This window comes from Schaedlerella arabinosiphila, from assembly GCF_003885045.1.
In the GTDB taxonomy this organism is placed as follows: Bacteria; Bacillota; Clostridia; order Lachnospirales; family Lachnospiraceae; genus Schaedlerella; species Schaedlerella arabinosiphila.
Map to the genome: position 1 here is coordinate 5,587,326 of NZ_RHJS01000002.1, position 22,403 is coordinate 5,609,728.

The following is a 22,403-nucleotide window of genomic DNA, read 5'->3' on the forward strand; positions in this document are numbered from 1 at the left end:
ATAACACATACCAATAAAAATATCAATATGTTATTGGTATGTTTTTCAAAAAATACCAATAAACTAACAGGGATGCTGGTTTAATAAGCCAAAGAGGGCCCCAAACCATAGATAAACACTAGGTTTGAGGCTCTCTATTATAATTGGATTTTATACTTTAACCAGACTGTGAATAGTAACGAAATGGCATTCGAAATGGCAAAATAGAATGGAATATCGGAAAAAATATCTCTGTCATCTCTTAATAGCGATAGTGCATGTTAGTTTGTGTAGACATCCAAAATGCTTTTTGCTCAAAAGAAATGTTTAGGGAAATTAATTACCGTCAAAAATCATGTCAAATCAGGAGGGATTGGATTATGCCAAGAACAGGCGAAAATATTTACAAACGGAAGGACGGGCGTTGGGAAGGTCGTTATATCAAGGAAAAGAATGGAGGAAAAGCAAAATATGGTTCCGTCTATGCGAGGAGTTATAAGGAGGTAAAAGGAAAGCTGGAGGAAGCAAAAAAAGAACTGGATGGCAAGAAGTCGTATTCTATTCCGGGAAAAAAAATGGAAGATATAGGGAGAAATTGGCTTTCTGAAATATCAGTATCTTTGAAAGAATCGTCTGCAAATAAATATGAAGATATTCTTCGATGTTACATATTTCCAGAATTTGGGGAAAATGAGCTGTCTGAGATAACAAATCAGCACCTTATGAATTTTGTGAACAATTTACTTGTCAGCGGAGGCGTAAACAAGCAGGGACTAGCATCCGCAACAGTAATTGAGATTATGTCAGTTATGAACAGAATCAGAATTTACGCAATGAGGAAAAGTTATCCTGTGGCCTTTTCTGTAGAATGCATCAGTCTGAAAAGGGAATATAAGAATATCCGGGTATTCAGCCTGGAAGAAGAGGGGAGGCTTCTAAATTATTTACAGAAACATATGGAACTTCCGGAATTAGGTATTTTGCTTTGTCTTTTTACAGGAATACGTGTAGGAGAACTGTGTGCGATAAAATGGGACGATATTGATATTTCTGAAAAAAAACTGTCTGTCCGCAAAACATTGCAGCGGCTTCGTACCAGCAAACCGGAGGGATGTAAAACAGAAGTTAAGCTGCTGGAGCCAAAGAGTAGCAGTTCTGTACGTGATATTCCCCTGCCTGATGCCCTAATGGAGTTACTTGAAAAATTCTATATATCAGGAGCATTTTTACTGACAGGAGAAAACAGTCGGTTTATAGAGCCTCGAACTATGCAGAACCGTTTTAAAAAAATAATTGCGGCCTGCGGTATCCAGGATGCAAATTTTCATACTACCCGCCATACCTTCGCAACCAGATGTATCGAGTTGGGATTCGATGTAAAAAGTCTAAGTGAAATTCTGGGTCATGCGAATGTCGCCATCACTATGAACCGATATGTTCATCCATCTATGGAGTTAAAAAGAGAAAATATGAATCGTTTTTCAGATCTATTTACCGTCAAATAAATGGTTCTGAAAATCAAATCGTACGTCAAATATAATTTTTCGTGGTATTTTCGTAGAATTTAACTTTCTACGAAAATTTATTCTGTCAAGGTATGAATATAGCGATTGGCGGGAGATTCATTTTGAAGGAAGAAAAAGATGCCGCTGGAGAAGATATATAAAACGATATTCCAGTTTAACAAAAAACAGATTCCTACCAGAGATATGGAAAAACTTAAGGAAATTGCGGAAGACTGTCAAAAGGTACGCAACTATGTATATGAGCGTTACGGGGGAATCGGCGGACTTACAAAGATTTATCCAGGTTATACTGTGCAGAATGAGATGACGAAAAGCGGGCTGAGAGAACGTCTGGGACTTCCGTCAGTATATTTCCATCTCGCAATTTTCGATGCATTGGGGGATATCAAGAGCCAGTGGACTCGTACAAAGAAAAACATTGAAAAAAATATTCGTGCCAACGAATTAGTTACCCCGGAAGATAAACATTATCTGCGTTTTGTGATGAAGCAGAGCCGCTGCTTTGAAGCAATTCTGAATAACAGAAAGGTTGTTTTACAGGGAGGATGGACAGAGGCCTATCATTCTGCCTGTACAGGCGTGGATATGCATCGGTTGAACCAGTATCTGCGTAGACAGGTGAGGAGACATCTGGTCAAGCCGTATACAAAAATTGCTGAGGGCTTCACGGTGTCGCCGAAAGGATACCGCTATGCAGATCATGGGATATATCTCTCTATGAAGGAAAGCCGAAAGCGGCTTTTTATTATGCTGACGGACAATAACTGCTATAACAGGCAGATATATATACGGCTTTTTCCGGAGGAGGGAAATATTTCCATAAATGTGCCTGTAGAGGTAAGACAAAAGCATCCTGTGGGATATGAGGGTGAGATTGGCCTGGCACTTGGAATGCACTGTATGTTTGTGACAGACCGGGGGACTGTTTATGGGGAACAGTATATGAGATACCAGTCTGCTCTTACGGATTATGTGAGAGAGAAGCTTTCCGGTCATCGCAGAAATGCCAGGTACAATCCAGGTATGAAAAAGTATAATGCCGGAAGGATGAGGCTGGAAGCTGCATTGCATAATTATGTAAATGCGCAGATTAATCGGATGCTAGATATTGAGAAACCGAGGATTGTGTATTTCCCCAAGCTGCCTGCAGTATCAAAAGCAGGAGTAAATAAAAAGGTGAATGCATCTGTAGGCATGTGGCAGAGAGGGTTTATAAAAAGCAGACTTGTTCAGAAATGTTGGGAGCGGTCTATTAAGCTGGTGGAGGTGTTTGCTGGTGGAATCAGTACAGAATGCTGCGAATGCGGTGCTGTTGGAACGAAGGATGAGAATGTTTTCTGCTGTGAGACATGCGGAGCCAGGAAACCGGAAAGGCAGAATACGGCAGCTAATGTATTGAAAAGAGGAAGACTTGGTTCATAATGAAATTTTCTATGGATGAATGTGACGTATGGAGCATTTGACCAAAACTGTAAGCAGGAGTAGGACTGTGGAAGATTTGTTTTGATATAAAAAACAAGGACGGCATTAGAAGCTGTTTCTTTAGGGAGACAGGTATTAGGTATGCCAGGACCTGTGGGAACTTTCAGGCAGCAATGCGTGGAAGAAGTACCGGGAGCGAAGCAGGCAGGCCGGATGTGCGTTTCAACGCGTGCGGAAAGCATGTCGGCATCACCTGAAAAGGTGACAAAATATGCCTTATTTATTAATGAGCGCAGAAAAGGAAGAAAAAAGCATGAGAAAAGCGCAAAAGAAGCAGGCAGATGACTTCATGAAATTGCTGGGACAGGCCCATGAAGAAATTATAAGATCAATTGAAAAGAAAAATATCCAGACAGCACTGAACCTATTGGCGGACTGTCAGGAAGGCGCGATTTCTCTGGGGAATTTGATCGAAAAAACAGAAGGAAAGGATACAGCAGTAATTCCGTTACTGGAAGAATATTGTGAGTTGCTTTACCAAATTCACGAGGAACTGTCCGGTCGGGAATATGCATCGAAGAATTTGCCGCAGGCAGAAACTTTTCAGGAAGGTGATGGACAGTCTGCTTTAATTCCAAAGGGGCAGGCCGAAAAGGGAGGCAAACAGCTCCGTCAATTGTTTGCGTCTATCACGAATAGTATTCACCAAATCAAGGTGCGCCGTGAGGTGGTTTTTCTTCCCTATAAAGCATCTATGTGGGACAGTTTAGAAAGCGTCTGGAAGGCGGCGGATGAGGATCCGGATTGCGATGCCTATGTAATACCGATTCCATATTTTGACAGGAATCCAGATGGTACTTTTCGGGAAATGCATTATGAAGGCGGGCTTTATCCAAAATATGTACCAGTGACCAGATATGAGGACTATGATTTTGAAACCAGACGTCCGGATATCATATTTATACATAATCCTTACGATAATACAAATTTTGTGACCAGTGTTCACCCCTTTTTTTATTCTACCAATCTGAAAAAGTATACAGAACAATTGGTGTATATTCCATATTTCATTTTAGAAGAGATTGAACCGGAGGATCAGAAGGCAGTAGATAAAATGAAACACTTCTGTACGGTTCCAGGCGTGATCGCTGCAGATCGTGTGATTGTTCAGTCGGAAAAAATGCGGCAGGTATATATTAATGTATTAACAGAATTTCTGGCAGATCGAGGTATGAGGAGAAAATACTGGGAGAAGAAAATACTGGGACTTGGCTCACCCAAAATAGCTAAGGTGTTAGCCACACGACGGGAGGATCTGGAGATTCCGAAGGAGTGGAAAAAAATTATTCAAAAACCAGACGGGAGCTGGAAGAAAATTATTTTCTATAATACAAGCGTGGGGGCGTTGCTGGAACATGGACAGAAAATGCTGGAAAAGATGCGCTGTACATTCCGGATTTTAAAGGAAGATAGGGAGAAAGTTGCACTTCTTTGGAGACCTCATCCGTTGCTCCAGGCTACGGTGGAATCCATGAGACCGCAGATCCGGGAAGAATATCAGGAGATTGTAGAGCAGTATCAGAAAGAAGGATGGGGGATTTATGACGATTCGGCAGATATGAACCGTGCCGTGGCGCTGAGTGATGCTTATTATGGGGATTGGAGCAGTATTGTTCATCTATATCAGAAAACAGGAAAACCTGTGATGATACAGGACGTGGAGATATTGCGGTGAATATATGATAAAAGGATTGCTGGATGAAGACGTGAAGGGAGACGTAAGAACTTAAATATGGATAAAGAGATATTTGTTACCAGGTCGTCAATGCCGGATTATGTAGAATATATTGAAGCAATAAAGCCTTTGTGGGAAACGCATTGGCTGACAAATATGGGAGCATATCATAAGCAATTGGAAAGTCAATTAAAAAAATACTTGAAAGTTCCCGACATATCGTTAACAGTGAATGGACATATGGCTTTGGAACTTGCAATTCAGGCATTTGGCTTCCCAAGGGATGCTGAAGTGATAACAACTCCGTTCACATTTATTTCAACGACCCATGCAATTGTCAGAAATGGTTTAACACCTGTGTTTTGCGATGTTAAGCCGTATGATGGAACAATTGATGAAACAAAAATAGAAAATTTAATTACAGAGAAAACAGCCGCGATCATTCCGGTGCACGTGTATGGCCATGTATGTAACATAGAAGAAATACAGAAAATAGCTGAAAAATATAACATTAAAGTTATATATGATGCGGCACATGCATTTGGAGTAGAGTATGGGAGCAAAGGAATCGGAGCATATGGGGATGCTTCTGTATTTAGTTTTCATGCAACGAAGGTATTTAACACGGTTGAAGGTGGGGCCGTCACCTTTAGTGACCATAAGATATATGAAAAACTCTATAACCTGAAAAACTTCGGGATACGTGGCGAAGAGCTGGTTACCGAGGTTGGCGCAAACGCGAAAATGAATGAATTTTGTGCGGTCATGGGGTTATGCAATTTAAAACATATCCATAATTCAATGCAGAAGAGAAAACGTGCTGCTGAACATTATATCAGGCGATTCAGTGAAATGGAAGGGATTATGACTTTTAGGGGAAATGACAAAGCGACAAAAAATTATGCATACTTCCCAATATTAATTACTGATATATATAAAAGCAGCAGAGATGAAATATACAAAAAACTAAAAGAGCATGGTATTCATGCAAGGAAATATTTCTTTCCTGTGACATCGGATCAAGCATGTTTTAAGAATAAATACAGATACATCGAGATTCCCTGTGCAAGATCATTAGCAGAGCAAGTTCTTACTTTGCCGTTATACGAGGAGTTATCGGATGAAGATGTTGATAAAATTGTGGACTTGTTTTAAAGGAGGGATTTTGTGAAAAAATTAATGTTACTGGGAGGAGCACAATATTTGCTTCCAGTGATTAAAGCAGCGCATGATTTAGGAATATATGTAATTACCTGTGACTATTTACCGAACAATATTGCTCATAAATATTCGGATGGATATTGCAATGTCAGTGTGGTAAATCAGGAAAAAGTGCTGGAAAAAGCAATAGAATTGAAAATTGACGGAATCATGTCGTTTGCGTGTGATCCGGGAGTGACCACAGCTGCGTATGTGGCAGAACGTATGGGGCTTGCCTTCCAATGCTCTTATGAGTCTGCGGTTATTTTACAGGATAAGGGAAAGTTTAGAAAATTCCTTGATGATCATGGATTTAATTGTCCTCATGCAAAAAGATATACGGATAAAAAGAAGCCATTTGATGACATTGATTTCTTCGATTGGCCTGTGATCGTAAAGCCGGTTGACTCTGCGGGGAGTAAAGGCGTGACAAAGGCTGAATCTGCCGCGGATTTGAGCGCAGCAATAGATTTAGCGATTTCAAAATCTCTGGGCGGGGCTTTCATTATTGAAGATTTTCTAACCTTTGAAGGGTTTCACTCAAGCACGGATCCATTCGTAATAGATGGAGAGATAAAGTTTAATACTTATTCTGATCAGTTGTTCGACGCAGGCGCTGAGAATCCATATACACCGTCTATGATTATCTGGCCGACGACAATGCAAAAAGATTATCAGGATATATTGAGCTCTGAGATTCAAAGGCTCATGGACCTGCTGCATATACGAACGGGGATATTTAACATAGAATCATGTGTCGGCAGGAATGGAAAGCCATATATTATGGAGGTTTCACCAAGGGGAGGAGGATGCAGGATAGCAGAACTTCAGGAGATGGCATATGGCATAACATTAATTGAAAATGAAGTACGAAAAGCAGTGAATTTGCCATTGAAGGAGATTATGAAAAAAAATATTGACGGTCATTGGTGTGAGATGGTCATACATGCGCATAGCGGCCAGCATGGAAGATTTAAAAACATTGAATTGGATAAACAAATTCAAGACAAATATGTCAGATTACTTGGTATATCTGCTAAAGGTGGAGATATAGTAAAACCATTTACCGGCGCGGATATGTCACTTGGTGATATTTTTCTGAAATTCGATAGCCGCTGTGAGTTAGATGATGTGATGTCTAAATCAGGTGAATGGCTCTCTGTCGAACTTGAAAGCTGATAGGAATAAAAAGGAAAGGCGGTTTGATCCATGGAATACGGTGGTTACATAGAACTTGAAAGATTCGAAGGGGATATTCTTCACTCGGATGGGATTGCTCTGAACTGCGGAAGAAGCTGCCTTGGATATATATTCGAAGCGAAAGAGGTCAAGAAGATATATCTGCCATATTTCCTGTGTGAAACGGTTAAGCATACGGCAGAAAAATATAATGTAGAAACAGACTTTTATCATATTGACAGGGATTTTAAACCAATAATTGATTTTGAAATATATGATGATGAATTTCTGTATTTAGTTAATTATTATGGACAGCTTACGGAAGAATATCTTAGACAGAGTAAAAAAAAATACAGGAATCTTATATTGGATAACGCACAGGATTATTTTTCTGCTCCGATAACGGGAGTTCATACGATATATATATGCAGGAAGTTTTTTGGAGTAGCGGATGGAGCCTTCCTGTATACATCCATTCACAATACCAATGAATATGAACGAGATATTGTTAACAGCAGGATGCAATTTCTACTGGGCCGCTTTGAAGAAAATGCTTCAAAATTTTATGAAGGATATAAATATAATGATGAATATCTTATAGGCAGACCGGTCAGGCGAATGTCGCTTATCACCGAGAATATCCTTAGGGCATTGGACTATGAGGCTATCAAAATAAGACGTAATGAAAACTGGAAATATGTATCAGACAGATTATCTAAATATAATGGTCTGACACCCTTAAAATCAGAAGGTCCATTTGCGTATCCGTTACTCATTCCAGACGGAATGAAAATCAAAAAAAGGCTTTCCGAAAAGTTTGTATATTTGCCGACACTCTGGCCGAATGTTATGGAAGAGTGTGCAGAAGGAACAGTTGAAAACGAATATGCGTCAAATATTCTGCCAATACCGATAGATCAAAGATATTCGCTGCAAAATATGGAAATGATGTGTGAAATCATAGAGAATGAAATTTGTTGAAGACTTGTTGCTAAGCTAAAAATATTATTTATCAAAACAGGATTGGATTGAAAATGAACAGGAAAGAGAAGTATCCGCAGATAGTTGCAATTTCGAATGTTGATGGAACTTTATATTTTAAAGGTTATAATTCTCCAGGCACATTTATGCTTAAAAAAGGTTCAGAGTCTCTTTGCGTGATCCAGGAAATGAACAAGCCATATATCTGGCATCAATACATGTACTCGGATTGCGCACGATATAAAAATATGCTGGTCTTTGTTCCTTATGTCGATGCTGAATTTATCACAATTTTAGACACTCAAAGTTTCAAATTTTCATATGTAAAGAATACTGGAGGATATAGATATAAAAAAGCCATTGCTTATAATGACCAGATATATATGTTCGGCGAGCATTTGGATGGCGGCAGGAGGATGCTGCTGGACATGGAATCAATGAATGTAACAAGTATAACATGGAAGGGGAAAAAGGTAGAACCGGCCATCACTTTTGACAATGGATGCAAAATCAATCACAAAGTATATTGGCCTAATTTTGGAAATGGTACAATATGTGTTTTTGATTTTGAAAATAGGACTACGGATAAAATTAAAATAAAAAATACAGATGTCCCTATATTAACTGTAACTTTTGATGGAGAATATTTTTGGCTGTCAGGAATTGGAGACGAGGTGTTGATATGGGATGAAATGGAAAACAAAATAATTGATGTTATACAACTGAAAAAAATAGATAGGGAGTGTCCATGGGATATGAGATTTTCGGCTTCCAGGATAATGGGTGAATATGTTTATTTTTCACCTGTATATTATAATAACATAATTAGGATCAATCGGAAATCGAAAAAGGCTGAATACTTATTTGAGGTTGGAGATGATGAAGTCTGCTGGAATATGTGTGAAATCGAAAAAGATAGAATTTACATCGATATTACAAATTATAAAAAGGATAACTCACGAAATTGTATAATCTCGGCTGACGGAACAATAAGAGAAAAATGTACAGAGTTTTCGATTCAAAACTGTTATTTTCAGGAAAACTTATTTGAAAATCTGGATAATAATATTGAAGTTCTGATAAATTACTTGGCTTCAGACCATGACCAAACTATATGAGAGATTAGCAAAGGAGCAGTAATCGGGAAGCCGATGGTCTTATAACAGAACCAAAGGGGGATAGAAAGCATGAAGATGAGCGAAATCGAAAAAATTTCAGAACTGATAGAAGGAATTGAATGCAGGCTGGCGGATGAGTTGTCAAAAGATTTATTTCATGCCAGACTTAAAAATATGATTAATAGAAATGTTGATGAATTGAGAAATGATATTCTCGACATTGCAGAGAAATATAACTGGGAATGGGAAGTATACCAGATGGATCGTATGTGTGCTTCTTTTTCAGATATACCAGGTATCGTGATCTTCGGATGCGGTATTAATGGTAAACAGGTCTGTCGCCTTTTTAAAGGATCCAAATATAGGAATTTACCTATTCTTTTTTGTGACAACAATAGGGAGAAGTGGGGAAAGGAAGTGCTTGGGTACAAAGTGATATCTCCTGAAGAGCTCAGGACAGGATATCGAGATTATATTTGTGTGATAGGAAGCAGCAAGTACAGGCAGGGTATACTTGAGCAACTTCTGCAGGAAGGATTTCCAAACCCAAATATATTATCCCCATACATAGGAATTTTGTTTGGGACAAGCGGTTGGCAGTATTTCGACTATTTCATACCTGGGGATAATGAGATTTTTATTGATGGAGGCGTGTATGGGGGAGAATCGTCAGGCGATTTTGTAAAGTGGACCGGCGGAAACTACCAGGCTATTTATGGATTTGAAGCAAATCCATATTGTATTGAACGCTGTAAAAAATATTATATCGATAATGACATACATGATGTTGAATTTATAGAAAAATGCATGTGGAATGAAAGAGCAAAAATGATCTTTGCAAGTGACCATTCTGGTGCATCGAAGATTTCCAATGAAGGAAATACTGTGGTTGATACAGATACGATAGATAATGTACTTGACGGGCGAAGCGTTACTTTTATTAAGATGGATATCGAAGGGGCTGAATATCGTGCTCTGCTGGGAGCGGAAAAGACAATAAAGAAATATCATCCGAGAATGGCATTGAGTGTGTATCATAAGCCGCAGGATATCATTGAGATTCCAACATTATTACTTGAATATAATGACAGCTATAGATTTGCTTTAAGGCAATATAGTTCACTTGCTGACGAAACAGTGCTATATGTTTTTTGAATTTTTATTTAGGATAGTTAAAAATGTAGCTAAAAATAAGTAAAGTAATGGAGGTGTGAAAACATGATTGATACAAAAATTATATATGATATGTTAAAAAACACCGGTAGTGTTCGTGAAAAATTACAAGATAATGAGTCCAAGAAAATATATGATTTACGAATGAAAGCTTTTATGTATAAAAGCGAAGAGGAATTTCTTGACTAGATTCCATTTCTCTCTGCGAATTGGAGAATAGCTTCGGTTGACCGTTTTTTTAGTGCATTTAAGCAAATAAACGGTATTGTGATTTGTGGTGCAGGAAAATATGGTATGCGTACCTATAACATATTAAAAAATTCGGTTTATAAAGACCGTGACATCATATTTTTTGATAATGATCCAAAGGTGAGAAAAAGCCTTGAAGAAAAGGGCTGCTGTGCCATTGATATGACAAAGCTAATAAAAGATTATCAGGATAGTATTGCAATTCTATCAACACCAATGTACAGACAAGAATTATATGATCAAATTGTTTTCGCGGGGTTTCCTCAGGAAAGGATTCTTAATCCGTTTGGAGGAAGTATAATTGGTGTGTGCGGCAACCAATACTTTGATTATTTTCAGTCGGACACGGAAGAAGAAATTTTTGTAGATGCAGGATGTTATGATGGCAGTACGTCTATTGACTTTATCAAATGGGCTAAAGGATGGAAGAAAATATATGCATTTGAAGCAAATCCAAGTTCAGCAAAGAAATGTAAACGCCGATTTGCCGAAATGGGAATCATGAACAAAGTGGATTTGTTTCAGAAGGGGACATGGAGCAATAAAGACTCCCTGCCATTCAATGGAGATGATTTTAACGAAGGGGCAATGATAACAAATAATGGTAATACAATCATTGAAACCATTCCTATTGACGATGCTATCAGGGGGGGAGTAACTTTTATTAAAATGGACATTGAAGGGGCGGAATATCAAAGCCTTTTAGGTGCTTCGGAAATGATTAAGAAGTACAAGCCGAAACTTGCAGTATGTTTATACCATAAGCTAGAGGATATTATTGAGATTCCATATATTATCTTATCAATGAATCCGGATTATAAGCTGGCAATCAGACATTATACTACTTGCAGCTGGGAGACGGTTTTATACGCTTATTGAGTATTAGATAAGTATATATGAAGGAAGGAAAAAGTATGAAATTACAGGATATGCATAAAATTTCTAAATTAATATCAGAAATTGAAAATAGATTGGCAGATGAACTTTCCAGGGATTTATTTTATATCCGACTAAAAAATATGATTTATAGAAATGAGAATGAACTGATACATGAGATTTTTAATATTGGCGAAAAGTACGGTCGGATGTGGGAAATTCCAAAACTGGACGAGGTATACGAGTCAATTACGGATATTGCAGGTATAGTAATATTTGGATGCGGTGTTGTGGGGAGACAGGCGTACCGCCTCCTCAGGGCAAGCAGATATAAAGATGTCCCGTTATTTTTTTGCGATAATAAAGCAGCCAATTGGGGAGAAGGAATATCGGGATGTAAAGTGATTTCACCGCATCAGCTTATATCCCACTATAGAGATTGCATTTGTATTGTTGGCAGCAGCAGATACCGACACGATATATTTGAGCAGCTTTTAGAGGAGGGCTTCCCAAAAAACCGTATAGTATATTCTGGTGCAAGTGCTGTATATGGAACTATTGGCTGGCAGTATTTTGATTATCTAAGCCCTGAGAAAAATGAAGTATTTATAGACGGCGGAATTTACGACGGTACTTCCTCAGGAGACTTTGTAAAGTGGACAAATGGTAAATATGAGGCTATATACGGATTTGAGGCAAATCCATACTGTATAGAAAAATGCAGAAGATTTTATACAGATCACAAAATACATAATGTGGAATTTATAGGCAAAGGTTTATGGGATAAGAAAGCAAAATTGGGATTTGCCGGTGACTTTTCTCAAGCATCCAGACTTTCGGATGAAGGCAATGAGGTTGTTGACCTCGATTCTATTGATAACGTGTTGAAGGGGAGAAAAGCTACTTTTATTAAGATGGATATTGAAGGTGCAGAGTACAGGGCGCTGTTGGGAGCAAAAGAGACAATAAAGAAATACAGACCGAGAATGGCGCTTAGTGTGTATCACAAGCCTCAGGACATTATTGAAATCCCGGCATTATTACTTGAATATTCTGGAGATTATAAATTCGCATTGAGGCAATATACATCAATTGCCGATGAAACTATATTATATGTATTTTGACAGAATGCATTTGATTTGGATTAGAAAATCAACGAGGATGCGAGAGTTTCAAAAAAGAAGATTTCAAGACAATGAAATGAGGAAGTATTATGAATGATCATGAGGTTATGGTTTCCGTATTCTGCATGACATATAATCAGGAAAATTTTATCAGGGACACATTGGAAGGCTTCCTGATGCAAAAGACGGATTTTGCGTATGAAATATTGATCCATGAAGATGCATCTACGGACAGTACCGCGGAGATTTTGAGAGATTATGAACAGCACCATCCTGATATTATAAAAGTGGTTTATGAGGAAGAGAACAAATATGGCAAGGGAATTGACTACTATTATGATATTTTAGCGCCTGTTTCAAAAGGGAAATACATAGCGCTCTGTGAAGGTGACGACGCATGGATTGATGAGGACAAATTGCAGCTTCAGGTTGATTATATGGAAAAACACCCGGAATGCTCCCTTATCGGGCACAAGGCCTTTTTGCAGTATCCGCCTAATTGGACAGGAGAAAGAGATGCCAGATCCATGGGATACAGGTATGAAGGCAATGTTCCATATGAATCCATGTTCACGAAGTGGGAAATTCCAACCAGTTCATTTCTATTTAGGAAAGACTTATATTTGGAAATGCCTCAGTTCTTTAGAAATGCTCCAACCGGGGATGAACCATTAGAATTCTATCTTGCAGGAAGAGGAAATGTATACTTTTTGAATCGTGTGATGTCAGTTTACAACAAAATGACAGCGGATTCGTGGTCGGTTAGATTTTTGAAAAACGATTTTAAGAGAATGGCAGCGTATTATGGTGGTTATATAGATTTATTCCGAGAAATCGACAGGCATACCCATTATGTGAAACATGATTTTTTCAATGATTGTATCAAAGAAAGAATACGGAGAGCATCTATCTACATTCTTTCCAATTCAAAAACTTATTATGAGGCCGGAGAACTCCTGCAGCAGCTAGCGGATGCATGCTGTGATGAATGGAAAGATTATATATTGAGTCAGAAAAGAGAACGGTTTTATTTCTGGGATGCAGAGGGGATGTATTGGGAGTGTGCAAAAGGTAAATCCGTATACATCTATGGGGCGGGAAGACTTGCGACCAAATTTTTGATTGAAATAGTTCCTGATGATATAAAAATAAATGGCGTAATTGTTTCAGATGGTCAACAGAGAGAAAACTCTTTTAGAGGTTTAAGTGTTATACCTTTATCTGAATTTATGAATGCACATGAGACGGACAGTCTTATTGTAATTGCTGTAAAAGATGACTTTGTTTCTGAAATAAAAGAAAAACTTAATTTATTCAATTTTCATAATTATGTGTGGGTGTATGAAAGTGTATACGAACCTGTATTTCAATCTTAGTTAAAAATGAATGCGGTTTGCGAAAGGAGCATTTATGAAAAAAATGTTAATGCTGAGTGCCAGCATATTTGAAATACCGTTGATACGGGCGGCACAGGCGCAAGGCTATTATGTGATAACCACCGGAAACAATGCAAATGCTCCGGGACATAAGACATCGGACGAATATGCAGCGTTTGATTATTCGGACTATGAAGGAATGGTAAAACTTGCAAAAAAATTAAAAATTGATGCGATTAGTCAGGGCTGTTCAGATAATTGCGCACTTGTTGCCTCCTATATGGGTGAAATGCTGGGGTTGAAAGGACATGATACCTATGAAAATGCACAAATCATTCACCGAAAAGATAAGTTTAAACAGTTCGCCATAGAAGCTGGAATAAAATCACCTGTCGCACATTATTATGCGGGTGTAGATGAAGCGCTGGCGGAGGAGATGAAAGAGGATATCCCGCTCATAGTAAAGCCGTCAGACCAGGCGGGAGGAAAAGGTGTTTCCACTGTCTATGGCTCAGATGCTTATCAGAAAGCAGTTCTGAAAGCATTTAAAATGTCAAGAGACGGCAGGATCGTTGTAGAGCCGTTTATAGAAGGTACATTACATAGCTTAAGTACATTTATCATTGATCAGCGTGTGGCGGCATATACCACGTTGAATGACTATTCCTATGCAAACAGATATCTGACCAATACCGGTGTTTCACCGGCTGACAATTGGGAGAGGGCAATAAAAGTTCTGATTCCGGAAACGGAAAAAGTGGCGCAGAAACTGGGGCTTGTTGACGGTTTGCTGCATATGCAGTACATAGAACGTCAAGGAGAATTCTGGATCATAGAGATGATGCGCAGGATGCCGGGAAACAACTGTACGACGGCGGCATCGAGAGCGTCCGGTATTGACTGGAGAGACTGGATCATACGTGCGGAAGCCGGAGAGGACTGCCGCGGGATTCCAAGTTCAAAAACGCCGGATAAAATATACGGATACCATGCGATCATGAGCAATCGTAACGGAATCTATCAGGGCTATGACGTATCAGATGATTTTAAGAAGAGGATCATTGATATCACAGAGTACGAAACATCTGGAACCGTCGTCGATGACTACATGTACCAAAAGTTTGGATTAGTACAGTTTTATTTTAACAATAATGAAGAAAAAGAAAAATATATAAAAAAAATGAATGCTTTAATAAGATGCGTAGTCGATTGAAAGGAGTGTGGAATCATGAATGCAAAAGGGGAAATATGTCTCGGAGTGGCAGGTGCCGGAAGAGCTGCTGAGTTACATATGAATGCTTTGAAACGCTTCGGCGGTGTGCCTGTATGTTATAAGCACATTACGGCACGCCGTTTTGAACAGATGAACGAAATGAAGGAACGATATGGTTTTATAAATGCATCCCTTAACTTTGATGATTTGCTGGAAGACCCTGAGATTGACGTGATTGATATATGTACGCCTCCCTATATCCACGAGGAAATGATAGAGAGGGCAATGCGGGCAGGGAAGCATGTGATCTGTGAAAAACCGCTTAGTGGTTACTTTGGAGTAAAAGGAGATGTGGACCCCATAGGAAAAACGGTATCAAAGACACAGATGTATGATGCTGTAATAGAAAAACTTAATTACCTTCGGGATATAGTGAATCACGCAGAAGGCAGTTTTATGTATGCCGAGAATTTTGTTTATGCACCCGCAGTTTTAAAGGCAGCGGAAATAATAAGAAAGAAAAAGAGCCGGGTATTATTTGCAAAAGGTGAGGAAAGCCTGAAAGGTTCCAGCTCACCTGTAGCCGGAGAATGGAGCAAAACAGGAGGCGGAACATTTATCCGTACGGGAGCACATCCTCTTACAGCGATCTTATGGTTGAAATCCGTTGAAGCTGAGGCGAGAAATACAGAGATAAGGGTTACAAGCGTTTATGCAGATATGGATACAATTACAGCACAACTGTCGGAATACGAGCATCGTCATATTGCGGCAAGGCCGAATGACGTTGAAGATTTTGGCGCGATAATATTAACCTTTTCAGACAGATCAAAAGCAGTAGTCATGGCCACTGATACACTGCTTGGCGGCAGTAAAAATTATATTGAGCTATATTGCAACGATGCAGCTATTAACTGCAGGCTTACAATGTCAAATCTGATGGAAACATATTTTCTGGATGAAGACAACCTTGACGATGTGTATCTGTCAGAGATGCTGCCTCAGAAGAATGGATGGAATTATCCGTTTTTAGAGGATGAGATCATTCGTGGCTATACGGACGAAATGAGAGATTTTATAGAGTCGATATATTATCACAGAGTGCCAAAATCCGGATTTGAATTGGCTTATGATACCGTAAAGGTCATATATGCCGCTTATAAGTCTGCTGAACTTAAAGCACCGGTAGAATTGTGAAAGGATGCGTATCGAATGAGGTTGATTCAGAGAATCCCGCAAGTAGAAGAATTATGTGGTAAATATTCTATTTCAAAAGAAGAACAGAAGAAGAGAGAAAACCTGCTTTTTGAGATCCGTAAAATACTTGCAGGGAAATCCGAAAAAAAAATAATAATTATAGGACCATGTTCAGCAGATAGGGAAGATGCTGTTGTTGAATATGTATATTTACTGGCAGAACTTCAAAATCGTGTCAAAGACAGATTCTTGTTGATTCCGAGAGTTTATACCGGAAAACCAAGGACGCGGGGTGACGGATATAAGGGGATGCTTCATCGTCCTAAACCATCCAGCAGGCATGATGATCTAGTATCGGGAATCATTGCGGTCCGGGAACTTCATCAGCACATAATTAAAGAAACTGGGATGTATGCCGCAGACGAATTGCTGTACCCGGGTTTATGTTCGTATGTGTCAGATTTACTTATCTATATGGCTGTCGGCGCACGGTCGGTTGAGGATCAGGAACATCGGCTCGCGGCAAGTAGTTTGGACATTCCTGTCGGAATGAAAAATCCATCCAGCGGAGATATCTCGGTGATGCTGAATGCTGTTTCTGCGGCCCAGCAGGGGCATAGGATTCTGGTCAATGGATGGGAAGCTCAAACTGATGGAAATAAATATGCGCATGCGATATTACGTGGCTATGTCAATACTGCTGGGGAAAGTGTTCCCAATTATTATTACGAGAATTTAATAAAACTGCATGACCATTACTGCAGACAGAATCTTAGAAATCCATCTGTTATCATAGACTGCAACCATTCCAATTCAAACAAGCACTACATGGAACAATGCAGGATAGCGGAGGATGTGTTTGATTCATGCAGACGGAACAAGTCGATCAACCAACTGGTTAAAGGGCTTATGATTGAAAGCTACCTTGAGGATGGCGCGCAGTTGATTGGTGAGGATGTTTACGGTAAATCTATAACGGACCCCTGTCTTGGGTGGAAAAGAACGGAGTCATTAATCGTGGGGTTGCAGGATAAAATAGCAGGATACATGTAAATATAAAGTAATATTATAGGGAGCTGTGAGTATGAGGTTATGTGAACGTGCTGTTAATTTTGTGCAGGTGATGAATGAGGATGGTGCAGTAAGATTATGCAGTTGGCTTAGAGACGGCGGCGTCATTGGCTATCTTACAAAAAATACATTAGAGGAAATTTATCATAGCGAAGAGGCCAGGCTGATACAGGAAATGCATGCCTGCGGCGATCATTCGAATTGTAATCCGAATCAGTGTCCCTATGTGGCTAACAATACCGTTGACACGGCTTCTGTTGATATGGATGAGATTCCAAGATTTCCGGAAGCTTTGTATCTGGCCTATGAGAATATATGTAATTACCGCTGCTTGATGTGTGGTATTCCCGATTGCATGACGAAAGCGGACGCAAAATTACTGGAAGATAAATATACAAAGATTGACAGGGAACTAAAAAAAGCGTTGCCTTATGTAAAACACATAAGTGCAAACGGACTTGGAGAGTTGTTTGTAAGCAAACATACGCTTCAACTTCTTGCGGAGTGGGAACCTTTGGCCGAGCCGGAGGAAGTGTCTGTAATGCTTGAAACGAACGGCTCTCTGTTTGATGAAGCCCATTTCCGCCAGATAGCAAATCTTGGAAAGTATAAACTTTCAGTGGCAATTACGGTACTAAGCTTTGAGGATGAAATATATCGAGAATTGTCAGGAACGAGGCAGTCAATAGATAAGCTGATAGAGAATCTGCGGTACGTCAGATCACTACGTGAAAAAGGAATTATCAATTATTTAGAATTAGCCACTGTTTATCAGGATAAAAATTATAGGCAGCTTCCTGAATTTTCCAGACGATGTATTGAAGAATTCGGGGCCGACAGTGTTCGTCTTCGTCCATTTGACCCATGGGGAGAAGCAGGCATGAATGAATGGCTTATGGATGTACGAAATGTCTATCATCCGCACCATAAAGATTTTCTTCAAGTGATGAAGAATCCCGTATTATCCCATCCAAAAGTTCATGATTGGGGCGGTGGAAAAGAAAGCGGTTTGGGACCGGAACCATATGTGAAAACCAGAACCATGTTTTCGATTATGAATGGAATTTTCTGCGATGATTTCTTTTTAAGCAGGGTAAAAAAATATTGTGACGGAACGAAACTCGTCATTTATGGTATGACAGTTGTAGGAAAGGCACTTGCAAGCCGTCTCAAAAATGACTATGAAGTTGTGTATTGTCTTGACAGAAAGATGGATGGAATGAATTATGCGGGTATCCCTATTTATGGGATTAACCATTTTGAGGATCTCGATAAGGATGTGACAGTGATCATTGCACTGCATTGGAGTGAGGATATGATCAAAACAATGCTTATTAAAGCAGGATACAGCAATAATATTTTGAAAATTATGGATTTGACTGGAGAAGTATAAGTGGAAAAATTATATGAGGTCAGTATAATATGTAATACATATAATCAGAAATCCTATTTGGAAAAGGCTGTTAAAAACATGCTTGCGCAAAGAACAACCTTTGATTACGAAATCATCATTCATGATGATGTATCAACAGACGGGACGTGCGACATAATCAGGAAATATGCGGAGGCTTACCCTGATAAGGTCAGAGCAATTTACGAGCGGGATAATCAATATTCCAAAGGCGCGGATTTTATAACACCTATAGTTAAGGATATAGCAAAAGGAAAATACATCGCCATGTGTGAAGGCGACGACTTCTGGATTGATGAAAATAAACTTCAGCTGCAGAGAGACACTTTGGAAGATCATCCGGAGTGTGATATGTGCGCATGCTGGGGATGTACAGTTACAGAGGATGGAAAAAGAGAGATAAGCCAGATACGCCCCAGGATAGGAAATGGTATTTTATCTGTAGAAAGTGTGATTTTAGGCGGAGGGCAGTATCTTGTAACGGCCGGGCTTTTCTTTAGAAAACAGATGTATGAAAATATGTTGGAATTTGAAAAGATTATTTCGCTGGATTATGCAATACAGATAAAAGGTTCTCTGCGGGGTGGAATATTCTATATAGATAAAAAGATGGCTGTTTACAGAAGATATGCCGCTGGGTCATGGACGAATGACGTACTGAAAAACAAAGAGAAATTGGAGGCTCAATGGGAGATAGAAAAGAAACTGCTTGAAACGCTGGATTTAGATACGAATGGAAAATATCACAAAACTATCATAGAGAGAATGAAGGCATATATTCCATTTGAACAACAGATGGAATCCAGGCAGGACGACATATTGCGGTTAATGCAGAAGTATAACCAGCCATGTTATATCTGGGGAATGGGAAGAAGAGGAAAGAGTCTTGAAAATTTTTTCGGCAGACATCATATAAAAATTGATGGTATATGTGATGCCGTTAATACTGATATAGGAAAAATTACCGAATATGGTAATAAAATTTTCCACACAGAAAATGTACTTGAAAACGCGGGAGTGATTCTTGCTTCAACAAGATGGGCATATGAAGATCTTATCAAAGCAGATTTTGCAGGAGATATCATTGATTTTCAGCAATATATGCCCTATGGGTAACAGCTATGTTTGATTATATCATTGTCCAGGCCGGCGGAAAAGGAACACGGCTGGGATATTTAACAAAAAATAAACCTAAGGCACTTGTACCGGTGGAGAATCTGCCGATGATATTTCATCTCTTCCGGAAATACCCGGATAAGAGATTTGTGATCATTGCGGATTATAAGAAAGAGGTTTTTAAGCGGTATATGGAGTGCTTCGCAGATGTGAAATACAGAATAGTGGAAGCATCCGGAACAGGGACAAGCTCAGGCGTGAGAAAGGCAATAGAGCTTATTCCCTGCAATGAGCCCTTTGTGCTGATTTGGTCGGATCTTATTCTGCCGGATGAATTTGAATTTACTGGAGTGGATCTGGATTCAGCAAATATTACAGCATATGATAGAAAAAAAGAGGATCACGCAGCGGTAACGGGCGATTATATCGGCATTTCTTCGACGTTCCCCTGTAGATGGAGGTACGAGGACAATACATTTTCAGAGAAACGTTCTGTAGAGCACGGTGTTGCAGGCTTTTTCCTTTTCCACGATAAATCATCCTTGTCAGATATTCCGGAAAGTGGAGAACTGGTTCGGTGGATGCAGGAGAAAGGAATGCGTTTTGCAGAAGTCAGCCTTGCAGGAACAAGAGAATTCGGAATTTTAGAAGAATATGAAGAACTTGAGAATCTTAAAACTAGGCCATTTAATAAGATCACGGTGGATGGTAGTGTACTGACAAAAGAATCCGTGGATGCACAGGGAGAATATCTTGCTAAAAGAGAACGCGCTTGGTATGAAAAAGCCAGGGAGAAGCATATAACAGGGATTCCAGATATTTATGAGCTAAATCCTCTGAGGATGGAAGTGATCCGTGGAAAGAACATCTATGACACGGGAGCGGATCATGATGAAAAATATCAGATTTTGAAAGAGCTCGTAGACATTTTGAAGAAATTGCATACTTCAGAAACTGTTCCGGCAGACAGCTTTAGTATAAAAGAAGCATATTTTAACAAGACTATGGACCGGCTTTCCAAAATTGAGAATCTTCTTCCATTTGGCCGGGAAAGATATATCCGAGTAAACGGACGGGTGTGCCGGAATGTATTTTTTTACAGGAATAAATTGGAAAAGGCGTTGGAACAATTGAAATGCAGTAATTTTTGCTTTATTCACGGCGACTGTACTTTTTCAAATCTAATGCTGAGAGAAAATGGCACTCCGGTACTGATAGATCCGAGAGGCTATTTCGGTTTCACGGATCTATATGGAGATGAACGTTATGACTGGGCCAAGCTGTATTATTCCATTGCCGGGAATTATGATAAGTTTAACCTGAAGAAGTTCACTTTGGATATCGGAGAAAATGCAGATGAAGGCGTGAAGCTTTCTATTGAATCAAACGGCTGGGAGGATATGGAAGATGAATTCTTTGAACTGACCGGTGCTGACAGACATGAGATTAAGCTGCTCCATGCTGTTACCTGGCTCAGCCTTACAACATATGCATGGCAGGACTACGATTCAATTTGCGGAGCATTTTATAATGGACTGTATTACTTGGAGGAAGTGCTGTGATTTCTTATTTTGAAAATGAATTAAGGGAGATAGATGCTTCGATACATTCACTTGATGAAGTCATGTTCAGACGTTGGGTGGAAGAAGGGACGCGAACGATTGATTCAGGTCATAAAGTCATTGTATCCGGTCTGGGGAAGAACGTGCCAATATGTGAGAAGTTTGTCGGTTCCATGGTAAGCCTCGGTATGGATGCGGCATTTCTTCATACGAATTCGGCAGTACATGGTGATATGGGAATTGTAAAGGATGGTGACATGGTCGTAATCCTTACGAAGAGCGGAGAGACATCAGAATCCATTTATCTTGCAAGATTTTTAAGGAAGAGAAGGGTAAATATGTGGTTGCTTACCTTTGAAGCAGTGAGCACGCTTACAAAAGAGATTCCCAACTGCATTATCCTAAAACTGAAGGATGAGGGCGATATGTGGAATATTATGCCGAACAATTCTACCACGATAAACTTGATCATTCTACAGGGATTGTGTATGCAGATTGCAAAAAAGCGAGGACTTCAGATAGAAGATTTCAGAAAAAACCATCCGGGCGGACATATTGGGAAGGTATTGTCAAATGGCTTATGATATAAAAGAGAAAATCAAAAATGATCTTAATACATATGACCTGATTTTGCTGGTGGACAGCGATGATTCATTGTCTGATGGCGGGCTTATGGGAAAGCTGCTAAATTCTCAGGCATATCGCAGGTCAGAAAAGAAAATTCTGGTCCTTCCGGCTGAAAAGCACATGGATTTAGTTTCCCTGTACCATACATATGAATTTTCAGATCGTTTCAGAGTTATTGGAAGAAGCAGTCAATATGGTGGGCTTTTTAACTATGTAGATAATGGACTGCTTACGGAGCAGGAAGTTTTTGAACTGATATTACGGTGAT

The 22,403-nt window shown here is 39.3% G+C and carries 20 protein-coding genes; all 20 read left to right on the plus strand.

What is annotated here, in order from left to right:
* The first annotated feature begins 359 nt into the window (after nucleotides 1-359).
* Nucleotides 360-1,484 carry a tyrosine-type recombinase/integrase gene (locus EBB54_RS26285; protein WP_162307208.1) on the plus strand — a complete coding sequence of 375 codons (1,125 nt, stop codon included), beginning with the start codon at nucleotides 360-362 and terminating at the stop codon, nucleotides 1,482-1,484.
* 204 nt (nucleotides 1,485-1,688) lie between these two features.
* A complete protein-coding gene (locus EBB54_RS26290) occupies nucleotides 1,689-2,927 on the plus strand; it encodes a hypothetical protein (RefSeq protein WP_243127822.1) in 1,239 nt (412 codons plus the stop codon).
* 313 nt (nucleotides 2,928-3,240) lie between these two features.
* Nucleotides 3,241-4,662: a hypothetical protein gene (locus EBB54_RS26295; protein WP_125129632.1), complete on the plus strand. Its 1,422-nt coding sequence runs from the start codon at nucleotides 3,241-3,243 to the stop codon at nucleotides 4,660-4,662.
* A gap of 57 nt (nucleotides 4,663-4,719) precedes the next feature.
* Nucleotides 4,720-5,817, plus strand: coding sequence for a DegT/DnrJ/EryC1/StrS family aminotransferase (locus EBB54_RS26300; protein WP_125129633.1), 1,098 nt, complete (start codon nucleotides 4,720-4,722; stop codon nucleotides 5,815-5,817).
* Between the two features lie 12 nt (nucleotides 5,818-5,829).
* The gene (locus EBB54_RS26305; RefSeq protein ID WP_125129634.1) at nucleotides 5,830-7,041 is read left to right on the plus strand and encodes an ATP-grasp domain-containing protein; all 1,212 of its coding nucleotides are present in this window, start codon (nucleotides 5,830-5,832) and stop codon (nucleotides 7,039-7,041) included.
* 30 nt (nucleotides 7,042-7,071) lie between these two features.
* Nucleotides 7,072-8,022 carry a hypothetical protein gene (locus EBB54_RS26310; protein WP_125129635.1) on the plus strand — a complete coding sequence of 317 codons (951 nt, stop codon included), beginning with the start codon at nucleotides 7,072-7,074 and terminating at the stop codon, nucleotides 8,020-8,022.
* A gap of 53 nt (nucleotides 8,023-8,075) precedes the next feature.
* Nucleotides 8,076-9,140: a hypothetical protein gene (locus EBB54_RS26315; RefSeq protein WP_125129636.1), complete on the plus strand. Its 1,065-nt coding sequence runs from the start codon at nucleotides 8,076-8,078 to the stop codon at nucleotides 9,138-9,140.
* Nucleotides 9,141-9,209: 69 nt separating this feature from the next.
* Nucleotides 9,210-10,295, plus strand: coding sequence for an FkbM family methyltransferase (locus tag EBB54_RS26320; RefSeq protein ID WP_125129637.1), 1,086 nt, complete (start codon nucleotides 9,210-9,212; stop codon nucleotides 10,293-10,295).
* Nucleotides 10,296-10,358: 63 nt separating this feature from the next.
* Nucleotides 10,359-10,502: a hypothetical protein gene (locus EBB54_RS30290; RefSeq protein WP_154677815.1), complete on the plus strand. Its 144-nt coding sequence runs from the start codon at nucleotides 10,359-10,361 to the stop codon at nucleotides 10,500-10,502.
* A 105-nt stretch (nucleotides 10,503-10,607) separates the two neighbouring features.
* A complete protein-coding gene (locus EBB54_RS26325; protein ID WP_125129638.1) occupies nucleotides 10,608-11,441 on the plus strand; it encodes an FkbM family methyltransferase in 834 nt (277 codons plus the stop codon).
* A gap of 35 nt (nucleotides 11,442-11,476) precedes the next feature.
* Complete coding sequence (locus EBB54_RS26330) at nucleotides 11,477-12,562, plus strand: FkbM family methyltransferase (protein ID WP_162307209.1); 1,086 nt, start codon at nucleotides 11,477-11,479, stop codon at nucleotides 12,560-12,562.
* Between the two features lie 89 nt (nucleotides 12,563-12,651).
* Nucleotides 12,652-13,938, plus strand: coding sequence for a glycosyltransferase family 2 protein (locus EBB54_RS26335; protein WP_125129640.1), 1,287 nt, complete (start codon nucleotides 12,652-12,654; stop codon nucleotides 13,936-13,938).
* A gap of 34 nt (nucleotides 13,939-13,972) precedes the next feature.
* A complete protein-coding gene (locus tag EBB54_RS26340; protein ID WP_162307210.1) occupies nucleotides 13,973-15,151 on the plus strand; it encodes an ATP-grasp domain-containing protein in 1,179 nt (392 codons plus the stop codon).
* Nucleotides 15,152-15,166: 15 nt separating this feature from the next.
* Nucleotides 15,167-16,348, plus strand: coding sequence for a Gfo/Idh/MocA family protein (locus tag EBB54_RS26345; RefSeq protein WP_125129642.1), 1,182 nt, complete (start codon nucleotides 15,167-15,169; stop codon nucleotides 16,346-16,348).
* Nucleotides 16,349-16,363: 15 nt separating this feature from the next.
* Nucleotides 16,364-17,401 carry a 3-deoxy-7-phosphoheptulonate synthase gene (locus EBB54_RS26350; RefSeq protein ID WP_125129643.1) on the plus strand — a complete coding sequence of 346 codons (1,038 nt, stop codon included), beginning with the start codon at nucleotides 16,364-16,366 and terminating at the stop codon, nucleotides 17,399-17,401.
* A gap of 31 nt (nucleotides 17,402-17,432) precedes the next feature.
* Nucleotides 17,433-18,812, plus strand: a complete 1,380-nt coding sequence (locus EBB54_RS26355) for a radical SAM/SPASM domain-containing protein (RefSeq protein WP_125129644.1) — start codon at nucleotides 17,433-17,435, stop codon at nucleotides 18,810-18,812.
* A complete protein-coding gene (locus EBB54_RS26360; RefSeq protein ID WP_125129645.1) occupies nucleotides 18,813-19,946 on the plus strand; it encodes a glycosyltransferase family 2 protein in 1,134 nt (377 codons plus the stop codon).
* A 5-nt stretch (nucleotides 19,947-19,951) separates the two neighbouring features.
* On the plus strand, nucleotides 19,952-21,508 hold the full coding sequence (locus EBB54_RS26365; RefSeq protein ID WP_125129646.1) for a phosphotransferase: 1,557 nt from the start codon (nucleotides 19,952-19,954) through the stop codon (nucleotides 21,506-21,508).
* Nucleotides 21,505-22,092 (plus strand): SIS domain-containing protein, encoded by a 588-nt coding sequence (locus tag EBB54_RS26370; protein ID WP_125129647.1) that lies wholly within the window; start codon nucleotides 21,505-21,507, stop codon nucleotides 22,090-22,092. Before EBB54_RS26365 ends, EBB54_RS26370 begins: the two co-directional genes overlap by 4 nt.
* Nucleotides 22,082-22,402, plus strand: a complete 321-nt coding sequence (locus EBB54_RS26375) for a hypothetical protein (RefSeq protein WP_125129648.1) — start codon at nucleotides 22,082-22,084, stop codon at nucleotides 22,400-22,402. Before EBB54_RS26370 ends, EBB54_RS26375 begins: the two co-directional genes overlap by 11 nt.
* The last annotated feature ends 1 nt before the right edge of the window (nucleotide 22,403 follow it).

What these genes read in the sequence shown, in the direction of transcription:
- EBB54_RS26285 (WP_162307208.1), top strand. Translation starts at nt 360, where the DNA reads ATGCCAAGAACAGGCGAAAATATTTACAAACGGAAGGACGGGCGTTGG.
- EBB54_RS26290 (WP_243127822.1), top strand. Translation starts at nt 1,689, where the DNA reads ATGGAAAAACTTAAGGAAATTGCGGAAGACTGTCAAAAGGTACGCAAC.
- EBB54_RS26295 (WP_125129632.1), top strand. Translation starts at nt 3,241, where the DNA reads ATGAGAAAAGCGCAAAAGAAGCAGGCAGATGACTTCATGAAATTGCTG.
- EBB54_RS26300 (WP_125129633.1), top strand. Translation starts at nt 4,720, where the DNA reads ATGGATAAAGAGATATTTGTTACCAGGTCGTCAATGCCGGATTATGTA.
- EBB54_RS26310 (WP_125129635.1), top strand. Translation starts at nt 7,072, where the DNA reads ATGGAATACGGTGGTTACATAGAACTTGAAAGATTCGAAGGGGATATT.
- EBB54_RS26315 (WP_125129636.1), top strand. Translation starts at nt 8,076, where the DNA reads ATGAACAGGAAAGAGAAGTATCCGCAGATAGTTGCAATTTCGAATGTT.
- EBB54_RS26320 (WP_125129637.1), top strand. Translation starts at nt 9,210, where the DNA reads ATGAAGATGAGCGAAATCGAAAAAATTTCAGAACTGATAGAAGGAATT.
- EBB54_RS30290 (WP_154677815.1), top strand. Translation starts at nt 10,359, where the DNA reads ATGATTGATACAAAAATTATATATGATATGTTAAAAAACACCGGTAGT.
- EBB54_RS26325 (WP_125129638.1), top strand. Translation starts at nt 10,608, where the DNA reads ATGCGTACCTATAACATATTAAAAAATTCGGTTTATAAAGACCGTGAC.
- EBB54_RS26330 (WP_162307209.1), top strand. Translation starts at nt 11,477, where the DNA reads ATGAAATTACAGGATATGCATAAAATTTCTAAATTAATATCAGAAATT.
- EBB54_RS26335 (WP_125129640.1), top strand. Translation starts at nt 12,652, where the DNA reads ATGAATGATCATGAGGTTATGGTTTCCGTATTCTGCATGACATATAAT.
- EBB54_RS26340 (WP_162307210.1), top strand. Translation starts at nt 13,973, where the DNA reads ATGAAAAAAATGTTAATGCTGAGTGCCAGCATATTTGAAATACCGTTG.
- EBB54_RS26345 (WP_125129642.1), top strand. Translation starts at nt 15,167, where the DNA reads ATGAATGCAAAAGGGGAAATATGTCTCGGAGTGGCAGGTGCCGGAAGA.
- EBB54_RS26350 (WP_125129643.1), top strand. Translation starts at nt 16,364, where the DNA reads ATGAGGTTGATTCAGAGAATCCCGCAAGTAGAAGAATTATGTGGTAAA.
- EBB54_RS26355 (WP_125129644.1), top strand. Translation starts at nt 17,433, where the DNA reads ATGAGGTTATGTGAACGTGCTGTTAATTTTGTGCAGGTGATGAATGAG.
- EBB54_RS26365 (WP_125129646.1), top strand. Translation starts at nt 19,952, where the DNA reads ATGTTTGATTATATCATTGTCCAGGCCGGCGGAAAAGGAACACGGCTG.
- EBB54_RS26375 (WP_125129648.1), top strand. Translation starts at nt 22,082, where the DNA reads ATGGCTTATGATATAAAAGAGAAAATCAAAAATGATCTTAATACATAT.